This is a genomic window from Pseudomonas sp. CBZ-4 (assembly GCF_000346755.1).
GTDB lineage: Bacteria > Pseudomonadota > Gammaproteobacteria > Pseudomonadales > Pseudomonadaceae > Aquipseudomonas.
In genome coordinates this window covers 20220-33457 of sequence record NZ_ANNV01000156.1, presented here as the reverse complement: position 1 = coordinate 33457, position 13238 = coordinate 20220, and the positions used below count along the sequence as shown (strand labels likewise).

General features: G+C 62.5%; 13 protein-coding genes. 6 read left to right on the top strand and 7 right to left on the bottom strand.

From position 1 onward, the window contains the following. Positions 1 to 180: 180 nt before the first annotated feature. The 3 genes from B348_RS0122880 to B348_RS0122870 are packed head-to-tail and all read left to right on the top strand — an operon-like array spanning position 181 to position 3595. On the top strand, positions 181 to 1476 hold the full coding sequence (locus B348_RS0122880) for a murein hydrolase activator EnvC (RefSeq protein WP_017738359.1): 1296 nt from the start codon (positions 181 to 183) through the stop codon (positions 1474 to 1476). A gap of 30 nt (positions 1477 to 1506) precedes the next feature. Continuing rightward, on the top strand, positions 1507 to 2814 hold the full coding sequence (locus B348_RS0122875) for a S41 family peptidase (protein ID WP_017738358.1): 1308 nt from the start codon (positions 1507 to 1509) through the stop codon (positions 2812 to 2814). 1 nt (position 2815) lies between these two features. Next, on the top strand, positions 2816 to 3595 hold the full coding sequence (locus B348_RS0122870) for a divergent polysaccharide deacetylase family protein (RefSeq protein WP_017738357.1): 780 nt from the start codon (positions 2816 to 2818) through the stop codon (positions 3593 to 3595). Here the strand turns inward: B348_RS0122870 and B348_RS0122865 are convergent. From B348_RS0122865 to B348_RS0122835, 7 genes are all read right to left on the bottom strand, one after another. Continuing rightward, complete coding sequence (locus B348_RS0122865; protein ID WP_017738356.1) at positions 3586 to 4341, bottom strand: ABC transporter substrate-binding protein; 756 nt, start codon at positions 4339 to 4341, stop codon at positions 3586 to 3588. The two genes, B348_RS0122870 and B348_RS0122865, sit on opposite strands and share 10 nt — an antisense overlap. 67 nt (positions 4342 to 4408) lie before the next feature. Further along, positions 4409 to 5179: an imidazole glycerol phosphate synthase subunit HisF gene (gene hisF, locus B348_RS0122860; RefSeq protein ID WP_003171107.1), complete on the bottom strand. Its 771-nt coding sequence runs from the start codon at positions 5177 to 5179 to the stop codon at positions 4409 to 4411. 9 nt (positions 5180 to 5188) lie between these two features. After that, positions 5189 to 5926 (bottom strand): 1-(5-phosphoribosyl)-5-[(5-phosphoribosylamino)methylideneamino]imidazole-4-carboxamide isomerase, encoded by a 738-nt coding sequence (hisA, locus tag B348_RS0122855; RefSeq protein WP_003187784.1) that lies wholly within the window; start codon positions 5924 to 5926, stop codon positions 5189 to 5191. A gap of 39 nt (positions 5927 to 5965) precedes the next feature. Beyond that, positions 5966 to 6223: a DUF2164 domain-containing protein gene (locus B348_RS0122850; protein WP_017738355.1), complete on the bottom strand. Its 258-nt coding sequence runs from the start codon at positions 6221 to 6223 to the stop codon at positions 5966 to 5968. Then, positions 6224 to 6862 (bottom strand): imidazole glycerol phosphate synthase subunit HisH, encoded by a 639-nt coding sequence (gene hisH, locus B348_RS0122845; RefSeq protein WP_017738354.1) that lies wholly within the window; start codon positions 6860 to 6862, stop codon positions 6224 to 6226. After that, entirely contained in the window at positions 6862 to 7455 is a 594-nt protein-coding gene (hisB, locus tag B348_RS0122840) for an imidazoleglycerol-phosphate dehydratase HisB (RefSeq protein ID WP_003218037.1), read from the bottom strand. The genes hisH and hisB overlap by 1 nt, the downstream gene beginning before the upstream one ends. 221 nt (positions 7456 to 7676) lie before the next feature. Then, on the bottom strand, positions 7677 to 9338 hold the full coding sequence (locus tag B348_RS0122835) for an OFA family MFS transporter (RefSeq protein WP_017738353.1): 1662 nt from the start codon (positions 9336 to 9338) through the stop codon (positions 7677 to 7679). A gap of 326 nt (positions 9339 to 9664) precedes the next feature. Between B348_RS0122835 and B348_RS0122830 the strand changes: the two genes are divergently transcribed. Genes B348_RS0122830 through B348_RS0122820 form a run of 3 tightly spaced genes read left to right on the top strand, consistent with a single transcriptional unit; the run spans position 9665 to position 13220 of the window. Then, positions 9665 to 11887, top strand: a complete 2223-nt coding sequence (locus tag B348_RS0122830) for an AsmA family protein (RefSeq protein WP_017738352.1) — start codon at positions 9665 to 9667, stop codon at positions 11885 to 11887. Beyond that, on the top strand, positions 11884 to 12951 hold the full coding sequence (gene mutY / locus B348_RS0122825) for an A/G-specific adenine glycosylase (protein ID WP_017738351.1): 1068 nt from the start codon (positions 11884 to 11886) through the stop codon (positions 12949 to 12951). Before B348_RS0122830 ends, mutY begins: the two co-directional genes overlap by 4 nt. Beyond that, on the top strand, positions 12948 to 13220 hold the full coding sequence (locus B348_RS0122820; protein ID WP_017738350.1) for an oxidative damage protection protein: 273 nt from the start codon (positions 12948 to 12950) through the stop codon (positions 13218 to 13220). Before mutY ends, B348_RS0122820 begins: the two co-directional genes overlap by 4 nt. Positions 13221 to 13238 lie beyond the last annotated feature (18 nt).

Genomic DNA, 13238 nt, shown 5'->3' with positions numbered 1-13238 from the left:
CCCACCGCCATCGCGGGCAAGCCCGCTCCCACATTTGTTTTGCACAGCTTTCAGAGATGTCTTTTAGCCATACCCCCGCCACTCGGCACCTATCTTGCCCCCCAGCCCGAATTGGGCGTTTTTTTTGCAGCAGTTGGCGGGCATACTAGGCCGTCCATTTCCCTGGTGTCGCCCGCCTCTATGCTTCGCGCCTTGATTACCCTTGCCCTTGTCTGCCTGCTCCAACCGGCATTTGCCGACGAGCGCGCACAAACCCAACAACAGTTGGACGCTACGCGTCAGGACATTACCGAGCTGAAAAAGCTGCTCGGCAAGCTCCAGGAAGAAAAATCCGGGGTGCAGAAAGACCTGCGCGGTACGGAAACCGAGATGGGCAAGCTGGAGAAGCAGGTCCAGGAGCTGCAAAAAGAATTAAAGAAGAGCGAGTCGGAACTGGAGCGACTCGACGCTGAGAAAAAAAAACTCCAGGGCGCACGCGTTGAACAGCAACGCCTGATCGCCATCCAGGCCCGTGCCGCCTACCAGAGCGGCCGCCAGGAATACCTCAAGCTGCTGCTGAACCAGCAGAATCCGGAAAAATTTGCGCGCACCCTCACCTATTACGACTACCTGAGCCAGGCGCGTCTCGCGCAACTGAAGGGTTTCAACGAGACCCTGCGCCAGCTGGCCAACGTCGAGCAGGAAATCGCCGACCAGCAATCACAGCTGCTCGACCAGAAGACCGCCCTCGACACCCAGCGCGATCAGTTGGAACAGGTGCGCAAGGAACGCCAGCAGGCCCTGGCCAAGCTCAATGACGACGTGAAGGCCCGCGACGCCAAGCTCCAGGCCCGCGAGCAGGACCAGGCCGACCTGGGCAAAGTCCTCAAGACCATCGAAGAAACCCTGGCCCGCCAGGCACGTGAGGCCGAAGAAGCGCGCCAGAAAGCGCTGATCGCCCAGCAGGAAGCCGAAAAAAAGCGTCAGCGTGAGGCCGAGCTGGCAGCCACCACGGATGCTCCGGCGCCGCGTAAACCGGCGCATGCAGCCCCTGGCCCGCTGGTTTCCAGCGCCGGCGAGAACTTCGGCGGCCCTTTTGCTTCAGCCCGCGGCAAACTTCCATGGCCAGTTGATGGTCGACTACTGGCACGCTTCGGTGAAACCCGTGGCGATGACACCCGTGCCAAGTGGGATGGGGTGATGATCAGCGCCTCCTCCGGCAGCCAGGTCCACGCCGTCCACGGTGGCCGTGTGGTGTTTGCCGATTGGCTGCGGGGCGCCGGTTTGTTGGTGATTTTGGATCACGGTAATGGCTATTTGAGCCTTTACGGCCACAATCAGACTTTACTCAAGTCGGCAGGTGATGTTGTAAAAGCTGGTGAATCCATCTCCACTGTCGGTAACAGTGGTGGCCAGGACACCCCGGCGCTGTACTTCGCTATTCGTCAGCAGGGCCGCCCGAGCGATCCTGCACAATGGTGCCGTTCCCAAGGATAGGGCCGCATCTACATTAGGAGTTCGTTCGACATGCTGCATTTGTCCCGCCTCACTTCGCTGGCCCTGACCATCGCCCTGGTGATCGGCGCGCCCCTGGCTTTCGCCGCACCGGCCGCACCGGCTGCACCTGCAGTGACCACCAAGGCGCCATTGCCGCTGGACGAGCTGCGCACCTTTGCCGAGGTCATGGACCGGATCAAGGCAGCTTATGTCGACCCCGTAGATGACAAGACCCTGCTGGAAAATGCCATCAAGGGCATGCTCAGCAACCTCGACCCGCACTCCGCCTACCTCGGCCCGGAAGATTTCGCCGAGCTGCAGGAAAGCACCAGCGGTGAGTTCGGCGGCCTGGGCATTGAAGTCGGCTCCGAAGACGGCAACGTCAAGGTGGTCTCGCCCATCGACGACACCCCGGCATCCAAGGCCGGCATCCAGGCCGGTGACTTTATCGTCAAGATCAACGGCCAGCCGACCCGTGGCCAGACCATGACCGAAGCCGTGGACAAGATGCGCGGCAAGATCGGCCAGAAAATCACCCTGACCCTGGTGCGCGATGGCGGCACGCCGTTCGACGTGACGCTGACCCGCGCGACCATTGTGGTCAAGAGCGTGAAGAGCCAGCTGCTGGAGTCGGGCTACGGCTACATCCGCATCACCCAGTTCCAGGTCAAGACCGGCGACGAAGTGGCCAAGGCCCTGGCCAAGCTGCGCAAGGACAACGGCAAGAAACTCAACGGCATCGTGCTCGACCTGCGCAACAACCCGGGCGGCGTGTTGCAGGCGGCGGTGGAAGTGGTCGATCACTTCATCACCAAAGGCCTGATCGTGTACACCAAGGGCCGTATCGCCAACTCCGAGCTGCGCTTCTCGGCCACCGGCAACGACCTCAGCGAAAACGTGCCATTGGCCGTGCTGATCAACGGCGGCAGCGCCTCGGCGTCGGAAATCGTCGCCGGTGCCCTGCAAGACCAGAAACGCGGCGTGCTGATGGGCACCACCAGCTTCGGCAAAGGCTCGGTGCAAACCGTGCTGCCGCTGAACAACGACCGCGCCCTGAAGATCACCACCGCGCTGTACTACACGCCGAACGGCCGCTCGATCCAGGCCCAGGGCATCGTGCCGGACATCGAAGTGCGCAAGGCCAAGATCACCAACGAGGCCGACAGCGAGTACTACAAGGAAGCGGACCTGCAAGGTCACCTGGGCAATGGCAACGGCGGTGCCGACCAGCCAACCGGCAGCGCCGCCAAAGCCAAGCCGATGCCGCAGGACGATGACTACCAACTGGCCCAGGCGCTCAGCCTGCTCAAGGGCTTGAGCATCACCCGCAGCCGTTGATATGCGTCTTGCCCTGATCATCGCTGTGCTGTGCAGCCTGGCCGGAGTCGCTCACGCGGCCCCGGCCAGCGAATCGCACAAAGCCTACCTGACCCTCATCATCGACGACCTTGGGCAAAACCTTCCCCGGGATCGGCGCGTGCTGGCCCTGCCTGGGCCGGTGACCGCGGCGATCATGCCCGACACGCCCCACGCCGCCGAATTCGCCCGCGAAGCCCACAAGGCCGGCAAGATCGTCATCCTGCACATGCCCATGGACCCGGCCACCGGACCGTTCGCCTGGCCCCCAGAGCTACCCGTTGAAGAGCTCGGCAAACGCCTGGACGCCGCGTTCAAGGCGGTGCCCTACACCGCCGGGATCAACAACCACATGGGCAGCCGCATGACCGCGCAGCCGCAGGCAATGGCCTGGCTGATGGCCGAGCTGCAACGGCGCCACAAGTTCTTTGTCGATAGCCGCACCAGCGCGCAAACCGTCGCCGCCGCCGAGGCGCAGAAGATCGGCCTGGCCAGTGTCTCGCGGGATGTGTTCCTGGATGACGAGCGCACCGAAGCGGCGATCACCAGCCAATTGCAGACGGCAATCAAGCTGGCCCACAAGCAAGGCTCGGCGGTGATGATCGGCCACCCTTACCCGCAGACCCTGGCAGTGCTGGAGCGTGAGTTGCCCAAGCTCAAGGCCCAGGGCGTGGACTGGATCGATATCAAGCTGATGATCAGCGTGCGCAGCAATCAGGCCATGGCCGGGCATGGCAAGAACGGCACTTACCGCTACAAGTAGCGCGCCATGACCTGTTCCACCACGCCTTCCTTGCGCAGCTGGTCCAGCGCGGCCTGCAATTTGTTCACCGTGTCGTCCGGCACATTTTTGTTAAGCGCCAGGTACAGCTGGGCACTGTTGAAGCGCAGCACCGTCTTCAGACCGGTCACGCCAACCTGACGCGCCAGATAACGCCCTGCAGGGTCGCCGGTGGCCCACAGGTCGATCTGGCCATCCAGCAGCTTTTGCGCATTGTCCTGATCGCGCAACACCACCACCGGGTTGAGACCGCGCTTCTCCAGGGTCTCGGCAATGGCATCGCCCTTGTACGCGCCGATCTTGTAACGGCGCGCATGTTCGAGGTCGGTCAATTGGATCTTGCTGTCGGCCTTGGCCAGCAGCACCCAATCGTCCGGGCCGATAGGGCCGACCCATTTGAACAGGGCTTCGCGGTCCGGCAGGCGGGCCATCACAAACACGCCATAGCCGGGTTTTTCCAGGGCGAGTTTGTAGATTCGCTCCCAAGGAAACCGCAGGGTGAGGTTGTAGGAAATGCCGGCACGGTTGAAGGTTTCGCGCACGATGTCCACGGCGATGCCTTCGATGTTGTCTTCCTTGGCGAAGTTCTTGCCGTTTTTCGCCATGTTGTAGGGCGGGAAGTTTTCCGTCAGCAGCACCAGGGCGGTGCCAGACGGTGCTTCGGCGTGGGCCGACCCCGTCAGAAGGATGGACGTACTGGCAAGGGCGAGCAACAGGTGTTTGAACATGAAGGGCTACCGGAATCCATGGCAAGCGCAGAGAGTGCCGCGCACTTGCCATGGTGTCCAGCAGCGTTTAGCGCACGACGATACCGCGCGCCGCCATGTAGGCTTTTGCCTCGGGAACGGTGTATTCGCCAAAGTGGAAAATACTCGCCGCCAGTACCGCACTGGCGTGGCCTTCAATGACGCCGTCAGCCAGATGCTGCAGGTTGCCGACGCCGCCGGAAGCGATCACCGGAATCCCCAGCGCGTCGCTGATGGCACGGGTGACGCCAAGGTCGAAGCCGTTTTTCATGCCGTCCTGGTCCATGCTGGTCAGCAGGATTTCACCGGCGCCCAGGCCTTCCATCTTCATCGCCCACTCCACCGCGTCCAAGCCGGTAGGCTTGCGCCCGCCGTGGGTGAAGATCTCCCAACGCGGGGTTTCACCCGGGCCGGAGACTTTCTTGGCGTCGATGGCCACCACGATGCATTGCGAACCGAAGTGCTGCGCGGCTTCGCCGACGAACTCCGGGTTGAACACGGCGGCGGTGTTGATCGAGACCTTGTCCGCGCCGGCGTTGAGCAGGTTGCGGATGTCTTGCACGGTACGCACGCCACCGCCCACGGTCAGCGGGATAAACACCTGGCTGGCCATGCGCTCGACGGTATGCAACGTGGTGTCGCGGCCGTCGACGCTGGCGGTGATGTCGAGAAAGGTAATCTCGTCGGCACCTTGCTCATCGTAGCGACGGGCGATTTCCACCGGATCGCCGGCGTCGCGGATGTTCTCGAACTTGACGCCCTTGACCACGCGACCGTTGTCGACGTCCAGGCAAGGGATGATGCGTTTGGCCAGCGCCATGGTCAGTCCTCAGCCGTTGTAGGCGTCGCAGTAAGCCTGGGCTTCGGCGACGTCCAGGGTGCCTTCGTAGATCGCACGGCCGGTGATGGCGCCGATGATGCCGGGGGCCTTGGCGTCCAGCAGCGACTTGATGTCACCCAGGTTGTGGATGCCACCGGAAGCGATCACCGGGATCTTGGTCGCGGCGGCCAGCGCGGCGGTGAACGGTACGTTGCAGCCCTGCATCATGCCGTCTTTGGCGATGTCGGTATAAACGATGGCGGAGACGCCGTCGGCTTCGAACTGCTTGGCCAGGTCGATCACCTGCACGGTGCTGATTTCAGCCCAGCCGTCGGTGGCGACAAAACCGTCTTTAGCGTCCAGGCCCACGATCACTTTGCCCGGGAACGCACGGCAGGCTTCGGCGACGAATGCCGGGTCTTTCACGGCCTTGGTGCCGATGATCACGTAGCTCACGCCCGCCTTGACGTAGTGCTCGATGGTTTCCAGGGAACGGATACCGCCACCGATCTGGATCGGCAGGTTGGGGTAGCGCTTGGCGATGGCCGTGACCACTTCGCCGTTGACCGGCTGGCCTTCGAAGGCGCCGTTCAAGTCCACCAGATGCAGGCGACGGCAGCCCCCTTCCACCCATTTGGCAGCCATGCTCACCGGGTCATCGGAGAACACGGTGGAGTCTTCCATACGGCCTTGGCGCAGACGGACGCAGGCGCCGTCCTTGAGATCGATAGCGGGGATAATCAGCATCTGGCAAACCTTATTCGATATTCAGCAATGCTTGGGAAATCAGGGTTTCTCAAGCGACCACAGGTCGCTTTCGATGCTTTCGAACCTTTCTTTAAGGAGCGTCTGTGCATCGAAAATCGCCCGGTTGTAATAGTGCGGCGCCACTTCATTGGTAAACAGTTCGAGGATCTCGGCGACCTCGAACGAGCCAAGCTTGAGCTCGAAGCGATCTTCCATGAACCGCTTGATCTTGAGGGTAGCCTCACTCTCCTGTTCGGGCGTGAGGTTCAAGAGCGGCAGCTTCGGCTTCTTGGCCATTTACCAGCGCCCGTTCCAGGCGGCGAAGTTCTGCAGCAACTGCAGGCCATGGGTATGGCTCTTCTCCGGGTGGAACTGCACGGCAAAGCGCGAACCTTCGGCCAGCGCGGCGGCGAAATCGACACCGTAGTGCCCGCCCCCCACCACCTGGGCCGGGTTGCCGGCGGCGATGTAGTAGCTGTGCACGAAGTAGAAGCGCGCCAGGTCTGGAATGTCATGCCACAGGGGGTGATCCACCGCCTGGCTGACTTCGTTCCAGCCCATGTGCGGGACTTTCAGGTGGGCGCCGTCTTCGTGCAAGTCCTTGCCGAAGAACTTCACCTGGCCCGGAAACAGGCCGATGCAGTCCACGCCGTCGTTCTCTTCACTGCGGTCGAGCAAGGCTTGCATGCCCACGCAGATGCCGAGGAACGGACGGTCCTGGCTGACTTCACGCACCAGGCTGTCAAAGCCCAGGCGGCGGATCTCGGCCATGCAATCGCGAATCGCGCCAACGCCGGGGAATACCACCCGGTCGGCTTCGCGAATCACGTCTGCATCGCTGGTGATCAGCACCTTGCCGGCACCTACGTGTTCGAGGGCCTTGGCCACCGAGTGCAGGTTACCCATGCCGTAATCGATAACCGCGACCGTCTGCATTACAGGACGCCCTTGGTCGAGGGCATTTGCCCGGCCATGCGGTCATCCAGCTCCACGGCCATGCGCAGGGCGCGGCCGAAAGCCTTGAACACGGTTTCGATCTGGTGGTGGGTGTTGGTGCCACGCAGGTTGTCGATGTGCAGGCTGACCAGGGCGTGGTTGACGAAACCCTGGAAAAATTCCTGGAACAGGTCGACGTCAAAGCCGCCCACGGTGGCGCGGGTGTAGGGCACGTGCATCTGCAGGCCTGGGCGGCCGGAGAAGTCGATGACCACACGCGACAGCGCTTCGTCCAGCGGGACATAGGCGTGGCCGTAGCGACGGATGCCTTTTTTGTCGCCGATGGCCTTGGCAAACGCCTGGCCGAGGGTGATACCGACATCCTCCACGGTGTGGTGGTCGTCGATATGCAGGTCGCCCTTGCTGACGATATCCAGGTCGATCAGCCCGTGACGGGCGATCTGGTCCAGCATGTGCTCAAGAAAAGGTACACCGATATCAAATCGGGCCTTTCCGGTGCCATCCAGGTTGATCGAGGCTTTGATCTGGGTTTCCAGAGTGTCGCGCTCGACGGACGCCTTACGTTCGGCCATCACCAGCTCCGCAAAATCATTGGGCGAAAAAGGCAGCCATTATAGGGGCGCGGGCGCTAAACAGAAACATCGGAGGGGATAAGACTGATGGAGTGTCGGGGATAGACATGTGCATACAACTGTGGGAGCTGGCTTGCCTGCGATGCAGGCACCTCGGTCACTCAGACAGACCGAGGTGATGCTATCGCGGGCAAGCCCGCTCCCACAGGGTTTTTGCGGTGTTAGTGGAACAGTACCGCCGTCTTCTGCAGGGTCACCCACACACCCCACGCCAACGGAATACCCACCACCAGCCAGGCGGCAATCGCCAATGGCACAGTACCTGGCGCGGCTTTCCACTCCAGGGACGTGCTGGCGTCGGCGCCTTTGTCATGCCCCAGCGCTTGCTCGGCGGCCAGTTCGGCGTCGGTCATGAAGTACTTGTCGGCCACCGGACGTACCAGCAGGTTGCAGATGAAACCCAGCACCAGCAGGCCGGCGAGGATGTACAAGGTGATGTCATAGGCCGCAGCGCGTTCAACGCCGATGCTCAACTGATACTCACGCAGATAGTTCACCAACACCGGGCCCAAGACGCCCGCCGCTGCCCAGGCGGTCAGCAGGCGACCGTGGATCGCACCGACCATCTGCGTACCGAACAGGTCGGCCAGGTAAGCCGGAACCGTGGCAAAACCACCGCCGTACATCGACAGGATGATGCAGAACGCCGCCACGAACAGCGACACGTTGCCCAGGTGACCGAGGTTCGGGATCAGCGCGTACAGGGCAAAACCCAGGGCGAAGAACACGAAGTAGGTGTTTTTACGGCCCAGGTAGTCGGAGAACGACGCCCAGAAGAATCGCCCACCGATATTGAACAGGCTCAACAGACCGGTGAAGCCCGCCGCGATCGCCGCGATGGACGCCAGTTGACCGGCATCCAGCTGACCAAACGGCACATCCACGCCCAGCAGCTTGCCGCCGAACACTTCCTGCAGCAGGGGCGACGCCATGCCGAGGATGCCGATACCGGCAGACACGTTCAGGCACAGCACCAGCCACACCAGGCGGAATTGCGGAGTTTTCCACGCCACATTCACGTGCACGTGACGGTGGGTGATCATCGCGTTGCTGGCTTTTTTCGCCGGCGCGGTCCAGCCCTCAGGCTTCCAGCCGGTTGGCGGAACGCGGTAGGACAAGGCGCCGCCGATCATGAACACGAAGTAGATCGCCGCCATCACCAGGAAGCTCTGCCATACGCCCACGCTGTCCGGCGTGGCGAAGTGGCCCATCAATGCCGCTGCCAACGGGGCGCCCACCATGGCGCCGCCGCCGAAGCCCATGATTGCCATGCCGGTGGCCATGCCGCGCTTGTCCGGGAACCACTTGATCAGGGTCGACACGGGCGAGATGTAGCCCAGGCCCAGGCCGATACCGCCAATGACCCCGGAGCCGATCCACATCAGCCAGATCTGGTGGGTGTAGATGCCCAACGCCGAGATCAGCAGGCCGCCACACCAGCACAGCGCCGATACAACGCCGGCCTTGCGCGGCCCGGCATGTTCCAGCCAGCCGCCCCAGATCGCTGCCGAGCAGCCCAGGAAGATGAAGAACAGGGTGTAGATCCAGCCCAGCATGGAGATGGGCCAGTCACACTGGGACGAGAAGATTTGCGCGATAAAACTCATGTCTGGCGCGCAGGCCAGCGGCTTGGTGACGCCCAGCGCTTTCGACAACGGCAGCCAGAACACCGAGAAACCGTAGGCCATGCCGATGCACAGGTGGATGGCCAACGCGGCCGGCGGAACCAGCCAGCGGTTGAAGCCGGGCTTGGCGATGATGCGCTCCTTGGACAGGAACGCAGGCTGTGCGGCAGTTGAAGCTGCCGCAGTGCTAGTGCTCATTGGTGTTTCCCCCAGTTATTAGTATGTGTTCGTCAGGCGCTCTCTCCCTCGGCCTTGCACGCAGAGCGTTGGCCGTTGTTGTTGAGTAAAGCTCCATTTGAGCGCGACGCTATGTCGCAGAAGGCAGACGAACCGGCGAAGATTAGCACCTGTGGATGACAGAAAAACCAAACTGACATCACCTTTTTCGGGATATCTGTTTTGTTTGACGCCAAATTCCCGTTTTGCTGGGCCTGGATACAATGTAACGATGAGGGAACTGACGTACGGTTACGGGCGTTATACTCTGCGGCTAAATTTTGAAATCGACATACAAGGACTCGCCCATGAAAGCGTTCGGCAAAATCCTGGGTCTGGTACTTCTCGGGCTGTTGCTGATCATTGTGGCGCTGGGCTTTGCCCTGACCCACCTCTTCGATCCCAACGACTATAAAGACGAGATTCGCCAGATTGCCCGCGACAAGGCCCACATCGAGCTGACGCTCAATGGCGACATCGGCTGGAGCCTGTTCCCCTGGCTCGGCCTCGAATTGCACGAAGCCAGCGTGGCCACCCTGACCACCCCGACGCAACCGTTCGCCGACCTGCAAATGCTTGGCCTGTCGGTCCGCGTGCTGCCGCTGCTGCGCCGCGAAGTGCAGATGAGCGACGTGCGTGTCGAAGGCCTGAACCTGCGCCTCAACCGCGACAAGCAGGGCCATGGCAACTGGGAAGACATCGGCAAGAACGCGCCTGTCGCGTCCACCGAAACACCCGCGCCAGCCGCCACGCCGGCCGAGCCCGCTGCCGAGGCCAAGCCGGAGAAGCCGCCACAGCCGATCCGCCTGGACATCGACAGCCTGACCATCAACAACGCCCGCGTCGAATACAACGACGAGCAGACCGGCAAGCAATTCAGCGCCGAAAGCATCCAGCTGAGTTCCGGCGCGATCCACGACGGTGCGAGCATCCCCGTGAAGCTCACCGCATTCTTCGGCAGCAACCAGCCAGTGATGCGCGTCAAGACCGAGCTCAACGGCAACCTGCGCATCCAGCGTGCGCTCAAGCGCTACCAGTTCGAAGACATGCGCCTGAGCGGCGAAGCCACCGGCGAGCCACTGCAAGGCAAGACCGTGACCTTCTCCACCCAGGGGCAGTTGTTGGTGGATCTGGCCGCGAACGTCGCCGAATGGACCAACCTGAAGCTGTCGACCAACCAGTTGCGCGCCTTGGGCGAGCTGAAGGTCAACGACCTCGACAAGACCCCGCAACTGAGCGGCGCCCTGTCCATCGCCCAGTTTGACCTGGCCAAGTTCCTCGACAGCGTCGGCCAGCCGTTGCCGCCAATGGCCGAGGGCAGCCTGAGCAAGGTCGAGCTGGTCAGCCGCCTCAGCGGCACACCGACCCGCGTGGCCCTGGACGACCTGAACCTGAAGGTCGACGGCAGCACGTTCACCGGTCGCATTGCCGTGGATGACTTCGCCAAGCAAGCCCTGCGCGTGCAACTCAAGGGCGACACCTTCAACGCCGACAACTACTTGCCGGCCAAATCCGAAGCCGCCAAAGGCGCATCCGCCGCCCGCCAGGCCGAAGTGCAGAGCAGCGAAGCCGGGGCCATGGCCGCCGGCGGCACCACGCCGCTGCCGGACGCACCCACCAAGGGCGCCTGGAGCACCGACAAGCTGCTGCCACTGACGCGCCTGCGCACCTTGGACGTGGATGCCGACCTGGCCTTCGGCCAACTGACCCTGAGCAAGCTGCCGATCCAGAACGCCGTGCTCAAGGCCACTGGCATCGACGGCCAACTCAAGCTCAACACCTTGAGCGGCGGCCTCTACAACGGCACCTTCCAGGCCAACGGCAGCCTCGACGTACGCCAGGATACCCCGCTGCTGGCGCTGCAAAGCCAGATCAGGCAAGTGCCGGTCGAACGCATCCTGCAAGCCCAGGGGCAAACGCCACCGGTGAAGGGCCAGATCACCCTCGACAGCAACCTCAGCGGCCGCGGCAACAGCCAGAAAGCCCTGATCGACAGCCTCAACGGCACCGCCAGCTTTGTGATCAACAACGGCGTGCTGCTCAACGCCAACCTTGAGCAACAGCTGTGCACCGGCATCGCCCTGCTCAACCGCAAGACCTTGAGCAGCACGCCACAAGGCAAGGACACGCCGTTCCAGGAACTGCGCGGCAACCTGACCTTCCGCAACGGCGTGGCCAGCAACCCGGACCTGAAAGTGCGCATCCCGGGCCTGACGGTCAACGGCAACGGTGACATCGACCTGCGCGTGCTGGGCATGGACTACCGCGTGGGCATCCTCGTCGAAGGCGACCAACGCGCCGTGCCAGACCCGGCCTGCCAGGTGGGCAGCAACTTCCAGGGCATCGAAGTGCCGCTGCGCTGCCGTGGCCCGCTGGAACTGGGCGCCAAGGCCTGCCGCCTGGACAAGGACGGCCTCGGCCAGGTCGCGATCAAGGCGGCGGGCAACAAGCTCAGCGACAAACTTGAAGAGAAGCTCGACAAGGTCAACCCGCAGCTCAAAGACGCGCTCAAAGGCCTGTTCAAACGATGAGAAACGAGCAGTTTTCAACGGCGGTGCTGGACTGGTACGACCGCCACGGTCGCCATGACCTGCCCTGGCAACAGGGCATCACGCCTTACCGGGTGTGGGTCTCGGAGATCATGTTGCAACAGACCCAGGTGAGCACCGTGCTCAATTACTTCGACCGTTTCATGGCCTCGCTGCCGACGGTCGAAGCCCTGGCCGCCGCACCGGAAGACGAAGTGCTGCACTTGTGGACCGGCCTGGGTTACTACACCCGCGCACGCAACCTGCAAAAGACCGCGAAGATTGTCGTGGCCGACTACGGCGGCGAGTTTCCCCGGGACGTGGAAAAACTCACCGAGCTGCCGGGCATCGGCCTGTCCACCGCTGGTGCAATCGCGAGCCTGAGCATGGGCCTGCGCGCGCCGATCCTCGATGGCAACGTCAAACGCGTGCTGGCGCGCTTTACCGCGCAAGAGGGCTACCCGGGCGAGCCCAAGGTGGCCAAGCAGCTGTGGGCCACCGCAGAGCGCTTCACGCCCCATGATCGGGTCAACGCCTACACCCAGGCGATGATGGACATGGGCGCCACCCTCTGCACCCGCAGCAAACCCAGTTGCCTGCTGTGCCCGCTGGAAAAAGGCTGCGAAGCCCACATGCTCGGCCTGGAGACGCGTTACCCGATCCCCAAGCCGCGCAAGACCATCCCGCAGAAGCGCACGCTGATGCCGATGCTGGCGAATGCCGAGGGCGCGATCCTGCTTTACCGCCGCCCATCGACAGGGCTATGGGGTGGGCTGTGGAGCTTGCCGGAGCTGGACGACCTGCAAGACCTCGAACACCTCGCCCACCAGCACGCGCTGGAACTGGGCAAGCCACAGGCACTGCCGGGACTGATCCACACCTTCAGCCACTTCCAGCTGGCCATCGAGCCCTGGCTGGTGCAGGTCGAGGAATCCGCCCATCACGTGGCCGAGGCCGACTGGCTCTGGTATAACCTCGCCACCCCGCCGCGCCTGGGCCTTGCCGCCCCGGTCAAGAAACTGCTGAAGCGCGCGGCCGACGTTTTGAATGCAGGAGTGTCGTCATGACCCGCACCGTAATGTGCCGCAAGTACAAAGAAGAACTGCCAGGCCTGGAACGTCCTCCGTATCCGGGCGCCAAGGGCCAGGACATTTTCGAGCACGTCTCTGCCAACGCCTGGGGCGACTGGCTGAAACACCAGACCCTGCTGATCAACGAAAAACGCCTGAACATGATGAACGCCGAAGACCGCAAATACCTGGCGGGCGAAATGGACAAGTTCTTTTCCGGCGAGGATTACGCCAAGGCCGACGGCTACGTGCCGCCTGCTCAATAATTGATCAAAAACCGGGGT